Annotated in this window: 14 protein-coding genes; 4 read left to right on the top strand and 10 right to left on the bottom strand. The window is 53.0% G+C overall.

The window, feature by feature from the left end; genetic code table 11:
* The first annotated feature begins 309 nt into the window (after positions 1 to 309).
* Genes Pr1d_RS16880 through Pr1d_RS16870 form a run of 3 tightly spaced genes read left to right on the top strand, consistent with a single transcriptional unit; the run spans position 310 to position 3,819 of the window.
* Positions 310 to 1,518 carry a cyclic GMP-AMP synthase DncV-like nucleotidyltransferase gene (locus Pr1d_RS16880; protein WP_210417749.1) on the top strand — a complete coding sequence of 403 codons (1,209 nt, stop codon included), beginning with the start codon at positions 310 to 312 and terminating at the stop codon, positions 1,516 to 1,518.
* A 10-nt stretch (positions 1,519 to 1,528) separates the two neighbouring features.
* Positions 1,529 to 3,325, top strand: coding sequence for a ThiF family adenylyltransferase (locus tag Pr1d_RS16875; protein ID WP_168205295.1), 1,797 nt, complete (start codon positions 1,529 to 1,531; stop codon positions 3,323 to 3,325).
* Positions 3,322 to 3,819 carry a Mov34/MPN/PAD-1 family protein gene (locus Pr1d_RS16870; RefSeq protein WP_148074619.1) on the top strand — a complete coding sequence of 166 codons (498 nt, stop codon included), beginning with the start codon at positions 3,322 to 3,324 and terminating at the stop codon, positions 3,817 to 3,819. The genes Pr1d_RS16875 and Pr1d_RS16870 overlap by 4 nt, the downstream gene beginning before the upstream one ends.
* Here Pr1d_RS16870 and Pr1d_RS16865 read toward each other — a convergent pair.
* The 3 genes from Pr1d_RS16865 to Pr1d_RS16855 form a co-directional block, all read right to left on the bottom strand.
* Positions 3,816 to 4,784, bottom strand: coding sequence for an S-4TM family putative pore-forming effector (locus Pr1d_RS16865; RefSeq protein ID WP_148074618.1), 969 nt, complete (start codon positions 4,782 to 4,784; stop codon positions 3,816 to 3,818). The genes Pr1d_RS16870 and Pr1d_RS16865 overlap by 4 nt on opposite strands.
* 246 nt (positions 4,785 to 5,030) lie before the next feature.
* Positions 5,031 to 5,264, bottom strand: a complete 234-nt coding sequence (locus Pr1d_RS16860) for a hypothetical protein (RefSeq protein WP_148074617.1) — start codon at positions 5,262 to 5,264, stop codon at positions 5,031 to 5,033.
* Positions 5,265 to 5,285: 21 nt separating this feature from the next.
* Positions 5,286 to 5,696, bottom strand: a complete 411-nt coding sequence (locus Pr1d_RS16855) for a hypothetical protein (protein WP_148074616.1) — start codon at positions 5,694 to 5,696, stop codon at positions 5,286 to 5,288.
* A gap of 155 nt (positions 5,697 to 5,851) precedes the next feature.
* Here Pr1d_RS16855 and Pr1d_RS16850 point away from each other — a divergent pair, with 155 nt between their 5' ends.
* Entirely contained in the window at positions 5,852 to 6,034 is a 183-nt protein-coding gene (locus Pr1d_RS16850; protein ID WP_148074615.1) for a hypothetical protein, read from the top strand.
* Between the two features lie 30 nt (positions 6,035 to 6,064).
* Here Pr1d_RS16850 and Pr1d_RS16845 read toward each other — a convergent pair whose 3' ends face one another.
* The 7 genes from Pr1d_RS16845 to Pr1d_RS16815 form a co-directional block, all read right to left on the bottom strand.
* The gene (locus tag Pr1d_RS16845; RefSeq protein ID WP_148074614.1) at positions 6,065 to 6,787 is read right to left on the bottom strand and encodes a 3'-5' exonuclease; all 723 of its coding nucleotides are present in this window, start codon (positions 6,785 to 6,787) and stop codon (positions 6,065 to 6,067) included.
* Complete coding sequence (locus tag Pr1d_RS16840) at positions 6,784 to 7,095, bottom strand: hypothetical protein (protein ID WP_148074613.1); 312 nt, start codon at positions 7,093 to 7,095, stop codon at positions 6,784 to 6,786. Before Pr1d_RS16840 ends, Pr1d_RS16845 begins: the two co-directional genes overlap by 4 nt.
* Positions 7,096 to 7,674: 579 nt before the next feature.
* Positions 7,675 to 8,853, bottom strand: coding sequence for a PD-(D/E)XK nuclease family protein (locus Pr1d_RS16835; RefSeq protein ID WP_210417748.1), 1,179 nt, complete (start codon positions 8,851 to 8,853; stop codon positions 7,675 to 7,677).
* 79 nt (positions 8,854 to 8,932) lie between these two features.
* Positions 8,933 to 14,485, bottom strand: a complete 5,553-nt coding sequence (locus tag Pr1d_RS16830; protein WP_148074611.1) for a DEAD/DEAH box helicase — start codon at positions 14,483 to 14,485, stop codon at positions 8,933 to 8,935.
* 24 nt (positions 14,486 to 14,509) lie between these two features.
* Positions 14,510 to 15,589 (bottom strand): hypothetical protein, encoded by a 1,080-nt coding sequence (locus Pr1d_RS16825; RefSeq protein WP_148074610.1) that lies wholly within the window; start codon positions 15,587 to 15,589, stop codon positions 14,510 to 14,512.
* On the bottom strand, positions 15,586 to 18,534 hold the full coding sequence (locus Pr1d_RS16820) for a hypothetical protein (RefSeq protein ID WP_148074609.1): 2,949 nt from the start codon (positions 18,532 to 18,534) through the stop codon (positions 15,586 to 15,588). Before Pr1d_RS16820 ends, Pr1d_RS16825 begins: the two co-directional genes overlap by 4 nt.
* A 21-nt stretch (positions 18,535 to 18,555) precedes the next feature.
* A complete protein-coding gene (locus Pr1d_RS16815; protein WP_210417747.1) occupies positions 18,556 to 19,815 on the bottom strand; it encodes a Druantia anti-phage system protein DruA in 1,260 nt (419 codons plus the stop codon).
* Positions 19,816 to 20,023: the final 208 nt, after the last annotated feature.

Here is a 20,023-nt window from a genome sequence, read left to right as displayed (position 1 = left end):
TAACTCATCTAAGAGGTGACTGGTTTCGCAGTTCGGCAGTGGAAAAGAGTAGTAAATTAGAAGAAGGACTGCCCTCAAGAGGGCTTGAGGCCATCCGCAAAAAATACGTCGGCGTGTCGGGCTGAGGCAGTTTCGACATGCCCTCGAGTGACATCACGCTGGCACTCTGTAGACGGCGCGTCGACCGACTGGGGCAACAGTGGGCTAATCTCAGTATTCTTCGGAAGCAAGTGACCAACTGCCTGGTAAATCAAATTGAAAACCCCCTAGATCACCACTACTTATGCAGCCTTCCAACAATGTGGTAAAATGATCGCAATCAATTGCCATGCTGCGAGCTTGAATAACAGCCAACGACAATGCTTCGCATTTAGTTCGGAGCTACCTGGATTTCCGTTGACTTTGCAGACCGATGTCCGTGATGTGAATAGGATTGATGAAGTATTTATAGGAGATGACCAAATGTATGACTGTGCCAAAGATTTGGTGGCGTACCACAACGAGAAAGTCGCTCTCTCGAAGCTTCAGCAAGACGAGATGAGAGATCGCAGAGATTCCAACCGCAAACGACTGAAGAAGGGACTCGTTAAAGAAGACAAGCCGGAACCCAAGACCTTCCAAACACAAGGTTCCTATGCTATGCACACCATGACACAACACGATGAGTCGAACTACGACATCGACGACGCTGCGATTTTCCGCAAAGCAGACCTAAAGGGCTCGCAGGGGGCCGACATGACATCTCTAGACGCAAGGAAGATGGTCCGAGATGCTCTTGACGATGGTTCCTTCAAGACTGCACCCAAGCTGCACACGAACTGTGTGCGAGTTCATTATAACGTGGGTTACCAAGTCGACATCCCGGTATACCGGGATGTCATTATCAGTGGGGAGGGTACGGACAACGAGAATGTTACTAGAGAGCTCGCAAGTTCTGATTGGAAGTCCTCTGACGCCGACCAGGTCACCAATTGGTTTAGGCGGCAGGTAATTGAAAAAAGCCAAGATAGCACGAACGGCCGGCAGCTTCGCCGGATTACGAAATTAATCAAGAAGTTTGCAAATAGTCGATCTAGCTGGGAGTCGAAGACGCCCTCTGGCTTTGTAATCACAACGCTAGTTGATGAGCGGTATTCCGGCTACAGCGACCGTGAAGACAAATCACTTCACACAACCATGAAGGCGATTCGCGATCGTTTAAACAACAGTTTGACTGTTTACAATCCGGTTACGCCCTCTGAAACTATCGCGGGGGCCGATGATGCTGGCTGCAAGTTCTTGCGGGATCGGCTAACCGATGCTCTTGACTGGATGGAGCCCCTCTTCGATGACGAGTGCGATCGAACCCAGGCCCTCAAGTGTTGGGACAAGGTTTATAACATAACGTACTTTAGTGACCGGGACAACAGCGGTGCAACTTCGGAAGACGCATCGGCAAAAAGTAGTGTAAGCGATTTCCTAGCGTCCCATGTCGCTCCCAATGTTGTAAGAAAAGAGGGGGGCGGCAGATTTGCATGAGGCGTCCAACTTGGTTCTTGAACGTCGATTTAGTTCCGCGATCGCCGAAGTTCACGCCAAACTCTTGACTGGTCCGTGGCAGGTATCAATCCTGACGACTCCGCAACTGCGGCGCTATCGGAATAGAGGCTTCCAACATGGTTGGCGGCTGGTGATACCTCACGGCGAAGGGACACTCGACTTCGATGTGCTCGTAACCGAGCACTTCCCTCACCAGCCACCCCGGATCTCTCTGGCAACGCTCCAACGATTCCTCGTTTGGCCGCACGTTGAAGAAGACGGGGTGCTTTGCCTGCTCTCCTCCGAAGCGACAATTAACTCTGCCCGCCCAGGTGAAGTGACACTGTCGCTGTTGCAGGACGCTTTGCAGCTCGTCTTAGAGAGCGAAATTGGCAATAATCAGCAAGACTTTCGCAATGAGTTCACGACATACTGGGGACGCAAGTGTCCTGAGCAATGCATCCCCGTCTGGAGCCTGCTGAGCCCAGATCAAGAGAGCCGCCTGATCCCATTCTGGTCAGGCAAAGAGTTTTGTCTAATCGGCGAATCGACGGAGCAGTTGGAACACTGGCTGAACAACGCTACAAAGAAACGCATCTCAGGATCACGGGAGTACCGACAGGGGATCTTGCTGCCATTGCCTCAACTCCCCTGCCCAAAAGATTTTCCTAAGAATGGCCGTGATTTGATCGCATGCATCGAACAATCTAACGCAAAGCATCTCATTGAATCGATCCACCAGGAAGGCTTAGAAGGCTATCTGGCAGTGCTCGCTGGAAAAACTCCAACTGGCACGGCGTTCGGGGGCGTTATTGCGAGGGTCCAGGAGAAGTTGCGATACCCCGCAGAGAGGCGTGGTGGTTCGATCATCGACGGTTTTCGCCCCGGGAAGGCCCCCAAAGAAGTGGTCCAATCTCAAATTAAGAGTAGCCTATCGATCTCGTTGACCACCGTTGAGCGGGCCGACGCGCTCTGGATACATGGCAGAGGCAGCGATCCGAAGGTCAAGACGTTGCAGTCATCAACTATAGCGATTCTGGGGTGCGGCTCAATCGGCAGCCACCTCGCGTTTCTCCTTGCCGAGGCGGGAGTGGGTAAATTAGTCCTGTGCGATCCGGAACCTCTAAAGTGGGCAAATGTCGGCCGACACGCTTTGGCAAGTGATTCGGTAGGCACAAGCAAAGCAAAATCACTTGCAACTACACTTAAGAACAGTTATCCGTCATCAGTCGGGTTCGATGGATACTGTAAAACTTGGGAGGGTTTGGCATCGAGCATGCCCGAGAAGCTGCTCACATGTGACCTCCTGATCGCCGCAACAGGTAACTGGACTACCGAGGCATCCCTGAACGCTTGGCGAAAAACTGCTGATTTTCGACAGCCCCTGCTGTATTGTTGGGCCGAAGCCTTTGCCGCGGCGGGGCACGCTATCGCTATCTTCCCTGATGATGGTTGCTTGCAATGCGGTTTCTCACCTCTCGGTCTTCCCAAGTTGTCGGTGACTTCTTGGTCCGAGAAAACAATCCTGCAAGAAGCCGGCTGTGACACGTCATTCCAGCCCTACGGCCCGATTGCCTTGTCTCACATTGTCAGCCTGGCGGCAGAATTAGCACTGGATTGCCTCCTCGGCAGCGTGTGCGAATCCACAGAGCGAATCTGGTGTGGCAATAAACGCCTAGCGAAGGACAATGGTGGGACATGGTCAGAAGAGTGGAAGTCACTCGTGGGCGATCGTGAGCAGGGCAGTTTTACCCAAGAACTACCATGGGTTCCCGATAAGAACTGTCTGGAGTGCTCCTTCATATGAAGCCACTTGAATACCATGTTAGCCCGATTGACCGCCACCTACGGCTCAGCATTGAAGTGCTAGAGCACTTCCGCCGCCACCGTCAGCGTCGCTGCTGGGATGCCGAAGCAGGCGGCCAGTTGTTCGGCGAGATTGGTGAAGTTACCATCACGGTCGTCCGCGTCACTGGCCCACGCGACGCGGATACGCGAGGACGATTCTACTATCACCCCGATCGAGTTGCCGAACAGCGCGAAATCGATGAGCAAAAACGAGCTGGCCTCCACTTTCTCGGCGACTGGCACACACACTTTCAAAAATGCCCCCGGCCTTCCAAGGTCGACCTCAAAAGCATGAACGAGTGCGTGAGGAAATCGAAACCGTTATTGACCGGCCTGTTCCTAGTCCTAGTCGGTCGCAGTGCCTTTCCTGACGGCTTGCACTTGTCATTTCACGGCCAGATTGACAATTACTCGTTGAAGTCCGGCAGCTTTCCGATTGAGGACAAAGGTTAGGAAGAAGAGGAAAGACTCGCCTTCGCTCTGGCGACCATTTCCTCGGCTCCTTGTTTCATATTGTCTTCAAACCCTTTGCGGAAAAAATGATAGAACCATTCGGGAACCAACGGGGATGTACGCCGTCGGTCGTACAGTTCGTCCTGCACCCGCCTTGACGCATCGGTCATGTCAAATTCGGTGAGACTTGATGAGTCTTTGATAATCTTACCCCAGACCGATTCTAAGAGTGATTTGGCCCGATCACTAAAGTCTGCAGAGCTTTCATGCTTGCACACATCTCGATATATTTTCGCTGCCAAGGGTAGGGTGGGAGCCAGAACCGATATGACGATCGTATTCATATTAAGTTCGAAGTAGACGCAACCTAAACAGATCAGTGCAGCGATTACAAAACCCGACAACTTCACTCCCATAGCTAGGTTGCGACGAAGTTTGGAGTCCCAGAAGAGACTAGCTCTCTGGCAGATAAAGCGTGCATATTGAAGTGGCAGTTGTCCGACTTGCGTCGGGTACCAGTCCTTTAGCTCGGTCTTGTTTCTAAGTCCCATTCGTCTCAGCAATCCTCGAGTCATCCCAGGGTTCTTGGCAGCACGAACGAGTCCAGCGATCTCTTCCTTCGCGGTGGATGGGCCGACGCGGTAATCATTCCAAGGCAACTCGAATAACGTCGTATCGAATATTTCTTGAATATTAGCGGCCATTCGTTGGTAATTATTACGGCATTTTTCAAGCAGGAGGGTATTAAAGAAGAGCACCAGAAACGAATATACGGCTGCCAAGGCCTTTCGGTCTGGATCGCCGGGAAACCAATGGTAGGCGACCTGGGAAGCCCCGATAGCCGAAATCGCGAGAAAGCACTGTACGTTGGAAGCGGTCTTCGCCAGTTTATACGCACGTTGCGAGGCGAATAGCAAGTCGATGAACTCAGGTTCATTCTGGCGTTCTGGAATTGAATTCGACATTGAATTGACGCTCGTTGGGTTGGCCAGCATGGACCTAATCGATTATCTCTATCATAGCACTAGTCTTCGGTTCTCAGGAAGAAGGCAACCTATTGTATTGATGTCCAGCTAAGGAACCAGTTCTAAGTCTCGTCCACATCAGTCGATGCGATTAGAACCTGCATCTGTCGTAAAAACCGAACGCACGAACACAACCCACTCCCTCCTGCGCTGCGAACTCACCTTTTGTATCGTATCGTTAGCTGATCAGTTGGACAGTGAAAAAACGGTCCCGTCTGGGAGCAACACGTCTCCTACGGTGAGCCCAAAGGCTTTTTCCCAGTCGGAGGTGAATTCAGCCTCACCGGCTTCGCTTAGAAAGCCATTGGCATCGATGTCGGCCTGCACCTTGATACAAGCATCTTTGAGGGAGATCGCTTCAATCTCGACAGTGCCGTGGGCAGGAATATTGACGGTTACGGGAACACTCTGTTTTGGCATGACTAATATTCTCCTTTTTGATTAGTAGTCGTTGGGGTCGGGATAGGGTTTTGGGGGTGTGGATGGTCGGCGAGGTTTCGAACAAGCCTGTCCTTTGCCACGAAATACAACTTTCTCCTCTCGTGTGGGCTGAGGTAAGTTACTGGTTGCTTGATTCACATACTGCACCTCGGTTGGCTGATTCTGGAAGAAGTCAGCCGTGAGTTTCTCCAGGTGCTTTTTGGCCGCTTGCCGAGCACGAGTCTGCTCTTCGTAGTTCCAAAGGTCCATTTCAGGGATGATCACCGCTTGCCCCGTGCGGGGATTGACCCAATAGATGCCCAGTCGAGCCGAAAGTCTTTGCCTACCGCCAACGATCGCTGAAAAGATCTGATAAGCGGTCCGTTGGCCGATCTTTACAATGGGGCTGACTGGAGTGCGTTGTTTTGTCATGTTAGCCTACCTCGCTTGATTTCTTTGCTAGATATTCCGACAAACCTCTCCGCTAGTCAAATCTATCTGCGTCGATTCACTGAGTCACTCAGTCTGTCCTTTCATAATCGCAAAGAACGTTGCTTTGGAACGCAAAAGGGAGGTAGAATTGAGGCATGAGTTTACAAGTCATAATTCCTGATGATAATGCCAAGAAGGTCCTAGAACGGTCCAAGGCTACGGGAACGGCCCCCGAGGCTATCGTGATCGGTGCAGTGCGAGAAGCGTTTACCAAGTCGGGGATTACAGAAGCTGAGTTATCCGAGCTACTTGAGAAAGAAAACACGCCCTCCGCCTAGGGAAATGATTCGCGTGGCCTTTGACTAGCTTTAGTTGGCCATCTCTCTTACCACAGCATTGATGGCCCGATTCAGCATGTTGCGAAGTGATAAGCCGGTAACTCCTGACAGGTGGTCCAAATACAGCCGTTGATTGGCAGTGAGGGCCAGAATTTGGCTTTTGAGCACTCGGTAGAGTTCAATCGTCGCTCGAATATCGTTCATTGCCGTGTGGTCTGGCGTAGTCCGTACCCCAAAATACTCAGCCAGCGTGCCAAGCTTGTAGTCAGCAGGTGGGGTGAGCGAGTGGTCTTCTTGAAACAGCCAGAGGGCACGCTGCAAAGTACAAAGTGCTTGGCGAGCAGCAGGCAAATACTTGTAGTGCTGACGATACCAGCCGTGCAAAAATCCCACATCAAACGCCGCATTGTGGGCCACAAGTTTGGCGACGCGAAAATGGCTACCATCTTTCTTGCGCAGATCCACGGTGGCGTGCCGGCGCAAGTAGTCCGCAAAATAGATCGTGACGAGTTCCGAGGGGATCGCCGTCATCGCCCAGACATCCGGGTCGAATTTGTTGATGCCGAGTGCCTTGGGGTCACACATAGCAGGATCGAATTCGACATTCATCTCAAACGATTCAATCTCAGAGAGTGATTCGGCATCCACGGCAATCGCTGCGATCTGGATGACTGGATGGCACGCTTCGACATGGAGCCCGCCCGTTTCGAGGTCGACAAAGACGAGCCGTTCTGCTGTGAGTGCAGCAGTCATTGGGCAGTCTCAGAAAGATTTGCGACTGGAGTGAACTGGTCACGAGTTCGTTGGAGGCACTCTGCTGCGGCAATTTCAGCGACGCGGACACTTGCCTCGTGGTGCCGGGGAAGCAGTTTATCTGTGCGAAGTCTCTTCTTCCCAAACGGGTACTCTCTTACGACTCGGTAGTAGTAGTAATCAATCTCCGGGTCCCCGTAAGTCGTTCCCTGCCAGACTTCGGCGACAATGTCACTATCCTCTTGGTCGGCAATCCGCTTAAGTAGTTGGTCTTTCCGTTTGGATGCCTGTTTACGTTTTGTTTCCATAGTGTACTTCTCCTACGAAGGTAATCAACACAATATAAAGCTTGCACAGAGGTAAGCAACTTTTTCTCGATGCAGTTCGCCACCTCACATTCTGGACGAGTTGCCTACTCAGGTTCAAATCTTACGCCATCCGTTAGTGGGTGCACTAAGCAACTCCCAGTCGAGTTATTCCCAGTAGGCAGGGTGGTAAGAATCTCACAGCCCACTCACCAAGCAACGGATCGCTGGAGCACCCAATGGAGAGGTCAGGCAGCATTGCGCGGCTGGCAACTAAACCTCTCGTAGAGTTGGGGGATGATGGTCCCAGGCACACGCTACAGAGCAAAAAACTCTCCATACGCTTCCAGTACCCGGTCTCCTACTGAGAGCGGCATCCCACACCACTGGCAAGTTGTTTCCATCTGCCACTGAGTAATGCGATACCACTCGGCTTCTGCTGCGGCGGGAGGGGAAAGGGAGAAGCGTCGTGCGTTCCCAAAACCTGACAGGGAACAAGTTGCAACGCCGGCCTTCGGGTTGGTATCAGCGGCACGCCCTCAGAGAGTCTTTGTGACAGTGGGCAATATGAATTGTGTGGATTTATGGGCTACAAAGAAATGCTTCACTCGTAGTTCCCATTTTAACTACGCAAATGTGCGATTCCTTTTGATCGTCCACTTGCTGCGGTACGTTAATGTGGACATTCAGCAAGCGAAGCCTCTGACCGGTGCGAAGTTCGAATTGCAGGTTAGCCGTTCGCATAAGAATGTTCGTGTGTCGCGAGGCTATCGGATCATACATACAGCCATCCCAACTCAGCGGTCCATGGCGTCCGGTTAGAGTCACTTCGACATCGCTAAAGTATGGCTGAGGAGTCTCCAGCACGGCAGATGAGTTTGGCAACCAATTCCAATACTCGTCGCACAAATGCCGCACCGGGCAGAATGCGCAATTGTCAACGCCGGGTCTGGCGTCAGGCAATTCCTGCGCAATAGACTCCAGGGCCGTCGCAGTACGCTGGCGCAATTCCTCTCTTAGCACAGCCATCGCTTCGTCATTAGGAGCGGGAATCTCCGTTTCGTGCTGTGAGTACGAAAGAATCAATCTGTTTGCGCATCGGCGAGTTGGATTCAACTCGGCGTCTGCTGACCAAAGTACCGCATATGCGGAGATTTGCAGGTTGTCTGCTGGTTTCGGACTCCCCGTCTTAAAATCTCGGATCTCGCATACCGTTGCAGATAAAGACAAGAAATCTATAAACCCCTGCCAACCGATCGCAGCATCGCGAACCTCAAGCTCTGTATACGTTCCATCGACCAGTGGTCGGCGACCCATTGGCGAGCGCGACTTTCTTAAGCGCGTGGTATTTGGAGCCTGATCTCCGAGCGTTAAGCGTGAAACGTGCATTTGAACCAGCGACCGTAGTTCAGGTAAGCGCGCCGTAAGTCGTTGCCGTATTGTTTCCAAAACTGGGAGTGCGCGAGGGTTCGTCGCGTATGATCGTAAACCCTCAATGATGCATTCCTTTATGACAACGGTGTATCCACCCAACTCGCGAAGGGCTGTTACCGCAGACGCATCTCGGACCGAAGTGCAGCCCTTCGCAGATATCGCAGCATTTATTCGACCGATCGCTCGATGGACGACAGTGCCTTCAAGCGACGATTGCACGGGAAGCAACGGATATCCGCGCCCTTCCCACAGCCCCGAGTATTCGGCCCATTTGAGTGCCCATCGCCTGGGGCACGATTCCAACTCAAGTAGGGTCGAAAATGACATCCGCTCCGGCGCAGCGGGCCACCGCGATGGACTACACACATTCCAAATGGCAGTAGTATTATCGTTCGACATTTCGGAGTTAGCTGATCTGCGGGATGAGTTCGCTTGTAGCACGCGGTAAATTTCGTCGAACAAGCATTTCATCGATTAATCGGACTGTGATCGCGGCACCAAACTCTTTCAATGTCGCGATCAATTCGTTGTCAGTTTCGCCAGGCGTCAATGGCCCATGCAGAGCGATTACGAATTCAGCGCCATCGGAGATTCGCATCGCGAAGATTGGCGCAGAAATCTGGCCAATGCCCGGAACGTTCAGTTGCTTGTTACGCTCTATGGTGACGGATTCCAGCTTCTGACGCCGAAGGTCTTCGAACAACAAATCCGTCGATGCGGCTAGACGTGGAGCATCGATCGCTGGATATGTGCCGTTGAGCAAAAAGCGAAGCAAGCTAGCGCCTACTTGCCTGTCCAGCAAGTCATGCTCAAATTTATTCTTATAACTTCTAAGACAACGGTAACAGGAACGATCGCAATTCTCTGGACACGACTCCAATATTCTTAGAGCTTCTGTAAAGACGACTAGGCCGAGCTGGCCGGCTCGACGCGAGAAGCCTGCGCCGCCGGGAAGGGTATCGTAAAGATAGATTTCTGCTTCCAACCCTTCGCGACCCGCCTGGGTTAATGCCGGACGGAACTCAGCTTGAAGCTCATTCGGTTCGAGTTCTAGGATTGAGCATGCCGCATTGGTGATCGCTTCGCTGACTGTCCGTAGCGCAACGTCGGTGGACAATATTCCCGGAAGCAGATTTATCGGGGGCGTTACAGACAACGAAACGAGTAGCACGTCACTGATAAAATCGGTCCCAAGCACCATGCCTTTGGTCGCACCACCTCCTGGGCAGTCTTCATCTCGGGGAACAGGAAATGGCTTTTTGTGTACACTTCCGACAATGCCATTCGGCAATGCAGTCGGCTCGGTCAGCCCACACTTTGTGCAATACGTATAGCCTTCGTCGCGAGGACCTCGATTTGTAACGAGCAGGTGCTGCCTCGTTGAAAACACTCGCACTCTTTCATTAAGTGTCCTCCACGTTGCCTCAGCAGGAGGCGTATGCATCGTGAGTTTTGCGCGAGTCGCGTAGCTCTTTGCCGGTTGATCATCGGGTGATGTGCCTTCTTCCTTTGTGACGGGATGTGCAAACCCGGGTGGCCGCAGCCAGTATGTTGCGGGACCGAAGGTGCCCACCCCCCCGCACGCTTCGCAGTCCTTTATTTCTCCGCGGACACCGTCTTCAAGAGTGGTTGTCTTAGCGTAGCGGCAGTTGCTGCACTCGTAGTAAAAACGTCTTGAGGTCCAAGCGCGATACCGGTCTTGCCCAACCGGAGAATAGATTGCACCGGAAGTCCATAGCTTGTTCGCGACCCATATTTCTTTTCCAGGAGCGTACTGCGTAAGAGCGACGGGTAGACCTTGCGAAGGAGTATAACGAAAGGCGGGTCGATATTGGGTCGAGCGTTCGCGATCAAAAATATGGAATGTCGCTACATCCGTCGGAAAGGCATAACGTGGCAAAACGCCTTTGTAGAGCAGACGGTCAAGCAGGTTTTCTGATGCGGCTTCGCGCCCAGGGGTTTCTTCACCCTGTTCTTCCGGCACCTCAAGGCTGGTCCCGGCTTCACTGCTTTCTTCGTTAGACGAACTGCTACCGCCTTCTCCTGAACCCTCAACGTTCGCAGCATCGAACTCGATCGCTTCGTCGATGGGACGTAACGTGTGCTCAACGAGAGCATCTAAAAGCTCCTGCCGCTCAACCGTAGGGATCTGGCTCGGAAGCCAAGCATCAACATCGGCTTTTAATTCTGCCTCCTTCGCACGCAGCCACTTTTCAAAATCGACTCGGTTCAATACTTTCGTAGCATTCTTGAAGTCTGAAACTGTGCCCAACACCGCAAACAGATGCGGCTGAGATTCAGGTTCGATATCAGGGAGCTTGTCCTGATGATACCTCTGGAGCAGATATGCAGTGACGTGCCGACGAGCGATCTCAGGATTGTCCAACGTAAGAGTAGGATCGTCGACATCCCCTCTAATCATTAAATCGGGATGGGTAAAGTAGTGCTCATCGTGGCTGTCGGCGCTGCCGAATGCAGTCACCGTTGCCACAGCGTTCCCGCGTCGGCCTGCTCGACCAGCGCGTTGTTGGTAGTTGGCGCGCGCCGGGGGCATGTTTCGAAGCGACACACCCGACAAGCTACCGATATCTATACCCACCTCCATGGTCGTCGTACATGACAACACATCGATTGCTGGTCGTTCGCGGCCAGCATCATCGCGACCTAAGTCGACATCTTGAAAGAGAAGTTCATGTTCCTCGGCCTTGGAAAACACTTCTTGCGATTGGGCGGTATTGAGCTGTGCCGTATGCTCCGCCGCAATAATTGCCATCGGAGGCGTAGGAGGAACGTGCATTGCGTCTACAGTGCTCGCCCGGTAGTAACCCTTTCTCGCCTTAAATACCTCGTCTGTATTTGGATCGATCGGTATCGCGCTGTCCTGTCCGCAGTTGACGCAAGTAAGTCGGCCGGGAAATGGCCGTTGTGAAGTGCGACATGATTGGCAGTACGCCCATGCGCCGGCAATCTCAAGCGAAAGCTCACTTCCTTTCAAACGATACTTCCCAGCTTCGCGCTGTTCTGTGAACAAACGAAGGAGTTGGGGCAACCATTGCTTCTCGAAGATAGAACGCGCATTTCTATCCCGAAGAAGAATCTTCATGTCGTTGAATTTGCCTGAGTGTGGATGCACGTCGCGTAAGTACCAGGCTGGTGGCATCCGACTTAGCCAAAATGATGAGCGGCCCCAGCATCGCAGCCATGCCCGCGAAAGCGCACGTTTCTCCTCTGGGGATTGAACGCATCCTTGGATATCGGGAAGCGCATCGAGCTTCGGCGTATGTTCTGGCCGCTCGGTGATTGATGCGAGCCCCAATGATTCAAGGCCGTAATATCGGTCAATCAACGGCTTAGTGATGGCCTTAAGAAGCGATTCCGGTGGAGCAGACCCTCTTAGCCGAACAAGGAGTTGCAAAAGATCTGTGTCGCGGGTGAGAACACCGTTTGTGACTGCTTCTTCAACTATGTTCTCGTCGTCAAAGCTCTCGCCAACTCTAAGTTCAGGTCGTAGCCGGACACCCAACACCTTCGTGGCCAACAACACACCAAGATAGAGGTCTTCAAGACAAATCAAGTTGGAAATTATTGGAACGCCTATGAGTTTCGCATATCCCGAAACAATAAGTGGTCTAAGGGCGTCTTGCGTCGAGTACGTTTGGACATTCGGCGCAAGCCTCGCAGCGGTTTGCCGAGAGTCGGAGAATATCAATACTTTCCGGCCGCGAAGTGGGGCCAGATGTGTTGCAGGTGCAGGACTAGGGGGCTGAACTTGGATCTGCTTCGTAATCAGAGCCTGAAAAGGCTGATCGCCTTTCGTCTGATGATCCTGCACAGACGAGCGGCCAAATGTTGCGCTTTCACCGCAAACTGCACACGGCCGAAACTCGCCGGGCGAAGAGTTGCGCGGCTCGTCGTCCGGGTCCACTGCTACTGTTCGATCTGCCCGAAGGTAAATTTGTCTATTGCGTTCGCCGAGTTCGGGGGGATTCAACCGTCCCGTCACAAGATCGTATTCTGCTGGTTCAACTCCATCTGAGAGGAGGGGACGTTCCAGTAATAGGTCGAGAGGAGCGAGCTCGTCGAATTGGCGGGCAACTGTACGAAATGCCCCTCCCGGTTCCGACCAAAGGAAGTTTGGATTGTCTATGTTATCGGTGTATGCGCGAGCGTACGCCGTGCCACAGTTGCGGCACGTATACATCTCTAATACGCGCGACCCACAATCGCATCTGTCGCGCGGTTGACTGTAGAGCATCCCTGCTGGTCCGCCACGGCTTGATTCAGGCAACACGCTGCATTGCGAGTCCATACAGACCCAGAGTCCGGCCAATCCACGGTAAAAGGAGTGAACTCGGCATGGAAGTAGCCCTGGTTCTGTTGGCTCACGGCGCGCGTGACTTCCGAGCGCAAGCAGTGTCGTTATAGCGTGAGCTGCTTTTGCCGGTGACGACGAGTCGAAAAACGTTTCTCCGAGGGAGCTTACTGGCTGTGCCTCTCTCATTGTCGAATTGATAAGTTTCGCCATAGGCGGGTACGATACGAGCGCGTCGTATAGAGAGCGCTGTAGTCCACTTGTTTGCGTCACCTGTCGATATTTGAGAAACGAGTCGACTGACGCTAAACGTGCCTCGTCAGTCGCGGCCTCATAAAATGCTTGTAGGTCAATTGAGGCTAGCACGTCGACATCTGCCTGGGTGCCTTTGGCCTCGTCCGCCCGAAGGTGAAGATCTCCTTGAACTTTTCTAAAATCTGCGGACTGCTTTCCAGTTAGTTCTGCTCCAAACTCGACTGCGTAATCTGCATCTTGGAAGCTAGCGCTTGTACAAATTACCTGAAGGCGTTCCGGTGGAATTCCAAGACGCGTCCGAAGTCGACGCACTAGTAGCGCCACTTCCGCGCCTGCGGCACCACGATAAAGGTGCGCCTCGTCAATGACCAACAGGAACGTTTCCTTAGGATTAGCGGCGAGCCACTCCTTCGTGTGGTCAAAAATCGGCCGTTCAAGTGGCCGCATAAGCATGTACTCCGCCATCGAGTAGTTCGTTACGAGAACGTCGGGCGGAGCTTCATGGACCTCGTGTCGCGTAATCAGTTCGGGATCGTAGGGTAGTGTAATGCAGCGTTTGAATGCACCACTCTTTGAGTCTCTCCAACGCGAGCCTTTTTTTCCGTACCAGGCTTCTAGGTCAGGCTTTGCGGGCCACTTGCCTCGCTTTTTAAGTTCGTCGACAAGCGCTTTTGCCGCCGCCTGCTGCGGTGATGGCGGTGACGCCGCAAGTTCCAAATTATGAACATAGTAGCTTCCGATCGGTTGCAGCCGCTCTTTATCTTTGTCTTCATTGCGAACGCCCGGATACAAAGTGCGACTCGTGTATCGCGCGAAACGCGCGGGCCTACCGCTCCATTCGACGAACTGCCCCGCGATACGAGGATCACCGAAAAGCAAACGCAAACGGCCGAGCTGATCGTTGACCAGCGCATTCATCGGGTAGAGAACTAGGGCGCGAACAGCCGAGGTCGAGCCAAACCGCTCGCCGTTCTTGCTAGCTTCCTGTGCGAGCTTTCCCAAGATAGGAAGTAGGAAGCACTCCGTCTTACCAGATCCGGTCCCTGTCATTACTACTAGACTCTTTCTGTCCACAAGCGAGAGCTTGATCGCTTCGGCTTGGTGGTGATACGGCGGATCATGAATCAATAATCCCAATTCTCCCTGCGGCTGAGATACTGCCGAATAGATTTTCAGAACAGACGGATCTAGCCCAAGTGCAGCGAAGCCTGCTCCGCTCTTATAGCGTGGAGTACTCTCCAAATACGGACGCTGGTGGATGACGCCCGGTTGCTCTAGCAGTTGACGACGTTGAGTAACGAGCGTCGGATGGCTGACGTGATACGTGGCTTCGATGTAATCTCGCAGCGCATTGAAAAGCTGCTGGATTGTCTCGCCTATCGTCAAAGACATTATGATCCTCCTATTTCCATCGAGCTATGTCGCCACGACTTCTTCAAGCCAAAGCGTATCGCGAGCAAATTTCACTTCTTGAGCAAACTCTTCTTCGCTAATTCGGTATGCGAACAAGCAACCGGTGATCGGAACCGGTTCGCCAATGGCGTTCCATCGCCGCCGAGCCCACATTGGGACTGGCGAAAAGAGCTGAAGGACTCTGCTGCCAGCCGGTCCAGTTAGCAGACGATATCGTTGCGGTTCACCACGAATTGCGTCAATCGCCAATTGAAGATGCCAAGCCTCGTCGCAGCCCCGCCATCGACTCGGCTTGCTTGGCAAGTCGAGCATTATCTCCGGCTGTCCATCCTTCAATTGGACATAACACCATAGATCAGCACCGTAGGCCTGAGATCGTCTCGCAACAAAGCGACCAGTATGTGATTTAGGCTCCGTCCAGCGTCCTCGGTAGTATCGGGTTGGCCTCGTCGAATCAAGAATTACGAGACCGGGGATTTCTCGCGAAGGTGTCTGTGCTTCAAGCACTCTATCAATTTCAGACTTGAACTGAGCGGCAGTTTGATCCTCAGAGTAATGAAGCCACGCATCATAAGTAAGCTCAACCAATCCAAGCTGCTGAAGGTCGGCGGCCAAATCCTCATTAGCCAGCGGCACGAGCTTTCGGACATATGCGATGTACTCAATACGCGCTTCCAAATCGTCAGGCAGTGGGGACAACTGATCCGAGGAGATACCGAGCAACAGCGCCATGCCACTTTCTCGGACCACAAACGCAGGAGGTGTAGCATATAGCAACGCGGGCGACATTAAACCGGTAGCTTCGTCGCACTTCCGCAACTCGCACAGATCCCCGTGGGCCACCATCGCCTCCAGCGTCTCGTCGATTTGCTCTTTCACTTCGTTGATGTCATTTACAAGACCTCGCAATGGCGCTACGACGTTGCGCACCAACGTTGCCGCTGTGCAAGGACAGAGAAAGCCCGCGGCGCGACGTAACGCCCCCGCGATGGCCTCTACTGACATCATGTCGAGAGCGGCTGGATCTAGCCCCAACTCTGCAACCTTTTGGGCCTGGACCTCAGGCCCGGATAGTCGTCTCATATCCATTTCCAACTCGCGTAGATTTCATTTCCAGACGTATCTGAATCTAGATGATGATCAGTTGTGATGACAAGGTATCGTGCCGCTCTAGCGAGTGTTGGAACTTCTTCTATTAGTCGCTTCACTCCATTTCTTAAATTGTCACCAGCCCACGCAATCGCACTGCCCGGTTCACTTGCAAGTCGAAGAGCTAGTTCACTCAACCATTGTGGGTCAGTATCTGTCGCTCCCTTAGGCGATGCGTCTGCTGTTTGCGGCTTTGATGTAACAGACGCTTTTAGTGACAGATATCGTTGTGCCAAATACGTGAGGCGCTCGATCCGCTGACGGCAAGACTGAGAGCTCAGAAGTGAGCAATCGCGAGAAATGACCGCGCCGATGGCAGCCTCATCACCCCTTCGCGTAACTGCATCCTTCAATCGAGACATAGCGAATGTGCTGCTAATGTCGTCGACATCCGCACGCGCCCAGTTGTCGCCGCCAATCAGTTGAAGGATGTGACGAATGATGCAAACGAGCACCTCCCGCCGCCACTTTGCCGATAAGATGCCACCTGGAAGCGATGCGCTCATCCACGAATGTGCCACGCCTATCGCAGCGCATACTGATTCGACACTTCGGGGCATCGATCCGATTGTCGGAGAGCATGTCAATGCGCCAAAAGAATCAAATACTGGGGTAGGCGGGACGATTACAGCCGATGTGAAACCATTCAAAGACGCGGAGTATAAGCCTCCTAATTGCTCCGCCAAGTATTCTGGCGCGTTCGCGAGGGATGTGAATACCGCAGGCGTCTCGAACGAAGAATAAGTAATGGTAGGGGGAGTGCTGTTACCACTATCGTTGATCAACCGAACGATGTAACGTCGGCCGTCACGTCTGACGGTCCACCGCAATGGCGAGAACTCACGTTCAGCGCTAACAACAAACTCGCCTAGTTCCTCAGCCGTAAACGCGATCTCGCAGTGACGCGCTGCATCATACGCGGCTTCGGCTCCTGGCTTTTGACGAAAGTGACGCTCAAAATGTCTGCTCCAAGCATCTGGGCTGACAGGCAACTGGAGTGCAGGCAATCGCTCGGCAAATGAAGGAGGGCCATTCTTCTTCTCGCTCAATGACACCTGGCATTTAGCTCTCCGGCCCGCAGGGCCTTCGATCGCAATCTCGGTGCGGCCCTCCCACAGTTGCTCAAGGGTTGGTACGGGCGGATCTATGCTCACCAACAGTGGCCCATGAGGACTCACGCCTGGCGACCACGGACGCGCATCTCGGATACGCATGACTATATCGAGTTCGCCGAGATCTTCGATGTCGCCTGAATTAGCACTCCTGGTTGCGACATGTACTGTGTGAAGGCCTACTGGCAACTCTGGGAGTGCGATGAATATCGGCTCGCCTGGAACAACGGGTGCGATTTCCATTGGCGCAGAAGAACTATCAAGGCCTAGCAACAAAGCACCAACGTGATGGTCAGAACAAATAGCCAGAGTCGGTCGTTCAGACGCTAACCATTCCCCATGCCCTTCGCCGTCCCACACCACAGCCGAGAGTCCAACCGGCCAGACTTCAATTGCCTTCGCGCGCGTCACACCAAGGGCCTCCAGCTTTGCATCCCATGTTGAGTCGAGCGCTGAGGGAAGGTCAATTAGCGCCGCAGTCACACCCTCGCAATTGACTGTGATAGGACGAACCATGTCGTCGTATGCAAATGTGTCCGTCGATCGTAGCAGTATGTACTTATTCCCGGGTCGAACTTTCAGACTACGCGCTACATACGCAAGTCCGTCCGTCGCAATTCGAAATAGCCAAAGCGGTCCGGGTCGTAGAAGGCATTCGGTGCAAAGCAGAAACTCCAGTGAGGGATCTGCATTGTCAAATTGGATCAGCACTTCATCTGGCTTCGGCCAGCGAGTGAGCGTAACCACTCGTGGTCCTCCGAGACACCAGCCTCGCGCGCGAGGGCCGATGGAAGTACCCGCGATTACGCATCGCGAATTAGTGAGAACTTCGCTTGCAGTAGGAAAGCGGAACAGCAACGACGACAAATCCGGAAGTTCGAGAGCAACGCTCCACGTAGCACCTGCAACATCAACAGGCTTGAGAATCGCTCTCGGCTCAATCCCGAGAGCGGCAATTTGTGCCCTGGCCTCTTGCGGACGCCTGCTGCCTGACAGGCCGCCTTTCTTAACCAGGGAAAGTCCCCGAACCTGAGCACGTTCGTGAGCAAATTTACGAGCTCCCCGAAGCCACTCGCGAGCTCGCCGCTCTTGGTCCAAATCTTCGCCGATTCTTTTCAGCGTGGGCGCGTAAAGCAAATTATCGAACCCTGGGTCGCCTCCTAACAGGAGTGCGGTAGCAATCTGACCGACAAGTTGCTTGGCCTGAGAAAAATTTTTAAATCGGGACGTACTGTTCCAACTTCGAGATGAGATAAAGTCCCCGAGTACCATTGGGGACTCAAATAGTTCGGCCGAAAATGAATGGCGTAGTTCGTAGAGCACGCGTGCGAGTTGCCGCTGAAGATCACAAGGCAAAATCGCATGGGTTATGGGCCAACAAATAATCGAAAAGTGATCAGCCCAACGGCCAGTAGGCTGCGCGCCGCCAAAGTCTTTTGCAAAACTCTGAAACCGTCGGCGCAACCAATCGCGATCGCCATTCAAAGACCATCCGGGCGTTTCGTCTTCGAAAGTTTGCCAGAACTCATCGCCCGCGTAGCCGTATCCGATTTCGGACGCATACGCGATCCATGCCAAGGCGTGTTTGCCCGATGGTGTGTCTGAAGCAATGTGATTGCGTATTGCAGTTGCTAGGTCAGTACGCTGATCCTTATCCAGGCCATGTTCTAGAGCAAAAATCGGCCTGTCTGGCGACAACAGGGTCCGAGCGCTGCGCAAGCACGCGTAGTGATTCTCAAGGTAAATGTGCCAGTCGACGAGTTCCACTTGTCACTCGGTTTCTCGGAGTTAAGCGTAAGTCCTACGAATCTCCTCCATGGGCGCTTCCAAAATGCGGTGACCGTTAGAATCGAACATCGGCTTGAAGAGTTCATCGATCTGCGTTCTTCGCCATTGCCTAAATTCACGCATTCGAGCTGCCCTTGGAGCAACCCAACGATCGATCGCGAGGTCGGAAACTGTCTCTGCCGATTGAAGTCCGCGGTAATTTGGCCTGACCGCCTCGCCGCGGAGAATCTTCGTCGCGTTAGACGCCAGTTCGCAGATGTAAAGCTCACGGAAGATTCGATGGCAGAGAATGTCAGGGTTTTCACCAAGGAGTTTAATTGACTCCCGCATGGCGCGCATTTTCCAGTTGGGACCTTGCCCGAAGCGGTGGTTCTCCGCGTACTTGTGCTTCTTGCGCTTTAGATACTCGCGCATCTCACCGAACAGCTCATCCGGTATGTGAAAATGCCCCCATCCCTGCGTGAAGCCTACGTTCTCGAAATAGGGTTGGCCATCTAGTTTTAGGCGATTATAGATCGATGATCGTCCCAGCGAAGACGAAGTAGTAACCATAACAAGACTGGCCTTCTTCATCCGACCAGAAATGACGCCTTTAGTTTGCCGATAGCGCAAAGCAAAATGGTCCACCACCTCGCGCGTGCGTATTAAGCTCGCGATTAGCTTGCCGCCGAGCAGCATGTTATACGGAGGCACAGCTCCGAGAACAAAGGCGTCCAAGACGTTTACAAGTCGTTCGCGCCGTCCATGCGAATCCCATCCAATCAGTTGATCGCGAACCCTCAGATTGAATACAGGATCTCCTAGAGCGAAGATCCCGATTAGCTTTCCGTTATGGTCGTCCCATACGAGGAATCGCATGCGGCGACCATATCCCTGGGAAACGGGAACGGCCCAAGTCAGACTAGCGAGCCTAAACAGTTCCGATTGCTCCGTACCTGCCTCGATCAGTTCGAGCCGGGGCATTATGCGAGAGGGAGCTATTTCACGGCCATTCGCGAAGAATTTCCTAAGAGTGGGGAGTTTCTCATCGATGAACGATTGGGACTGTTGAATTCGCTCGGCTCTCTGCATTGCATGAAGCCGTCGGATACCTTCCTTCGAGGTGTCTGGCGGCGCTAGAGCGCCGTCTGCGGATCGAGTGAAACCTAGGGACTTCAAATGCCGGCGAAGAGTGCGTTTGAGCCTCGCTTCGACAGTCAGCAACGGAATGGTCCGTAACTGACGGCTATCGCCCCCATTCTTGTTTGCGCGCTTCGCCACGTCGGGGACCCATCAGGTAAGAAGAATGGAAGAATCTGATCGTAAAAAATGGTTCGTAACGCGACTGCGAGCGCAACGTCAAGCTGCTGCTGAGTCTACAACTTTAATGGGGTAAGGTCCACCCCCGAGGTATCTTGAGAGAACGTCCTTTAAAGCTAGTTCAGGAGCTTGCCATGGCACAGATTGCGCGATCTGCCTGATCGGAAAT

This window comes from Bythopirellula goksoeyrii, from assembly GCF_008065115.1.
GTDB lineage: Bacteria > Planctomycetota > Planctomycetia > Pirellulales > Lacipirellulaceae > Bythopirellula > Bythopirellula goksoeyrii.
This window is presented reverse-complemented; position numbering and strand designations above follow the sequence as displayed.

What these genes read in the sequence shown, in the direction of transcription:
- Pr1d_RS16880 (WP_210417749.1), top strand. Translation starts at nt 310, where the DNA reads ATGATCGCAATCAATTGCCATGCTGCGAGCTTGAATAACAGCCAACGA.
- Pr1d_RS16870 (WP_148074619.1), top strand. Translation starts at nt 3,322, where the DNA reads ATGAAGCCACTTGAATACCATGTTAGCCCGATTGACCGCCACCTACGG.
- Pr1d_RS16865 (WP_148074618.1), bottom strand. Translation starts at nt 4,784, where the DNA reads ATGTCGAATTCAATTCCAGAACGCCAGAATGAACCTGAGTTCATCGAC.
- Pr1d_RS16860 (WP_148074617.1), bottom strand. Translation starts at nt 5,264, where the DNA reads ATGCCAAAACAGAGTGTTCCCGTAACCGTCAATATTCCTGCCCACGGC.
- Pr1d_RS16855 (WP_148074616.1), bottom strand. Translation starts at nt 5,696, where the DNA reads ATGACAAAACAACGCACTCCAGTCAGCCCCATTGTAAAGATCGGCCAA.
- Pr1d_RS16850 (WP_148074615.1), top strand. Translation starts at nt 5,852, where the DNA reads ATGAGTTTACAAGTCATAATTCCTGATGATAATGCCAAGAAGGTCCTA.
- Pr1d_RS16845 (WP_148074614.1), bottom strand. Translation starts at nt 6,787, where the DNA reads ATGACTGCTGCACTCACAGCAGAACGGCTCGTCTTTGTCGACCTCGAA.
- Pr1d_RS16840 (WP_148074613.1), bottom strand. Translation starts at nt 7,095, where the DNA reads ATGGAAACAAAACGTAAACAGGCATCCAAACGGAAAGACCAACTACTT.
- Pr1d_RS16835 (WP_210417748.1), bottom strand. Translation starts at nt 8,853, where the DNA reads ATGTCATTTTCGACCCTACTTGAGTTGGAATCGTGCCCCAGGCGATGG.
- Pr1d_RS16830 (WP_148074611.1), bottom strand. Translation starts at nt 14,485, where the DNA reads ATGTCTTTGACGATAGGCGAGACAATCCAGCAGCTTTTCAATGCGCTG.
- Pr1d_RS16825 (WP_148074610.1), bottom strand. Translation starts at nt 15,589, where the DNA reads ATGAGACGACTATCCGGGCCTGAGGTCCAGGCCCAAAAGGTTGCAGAG.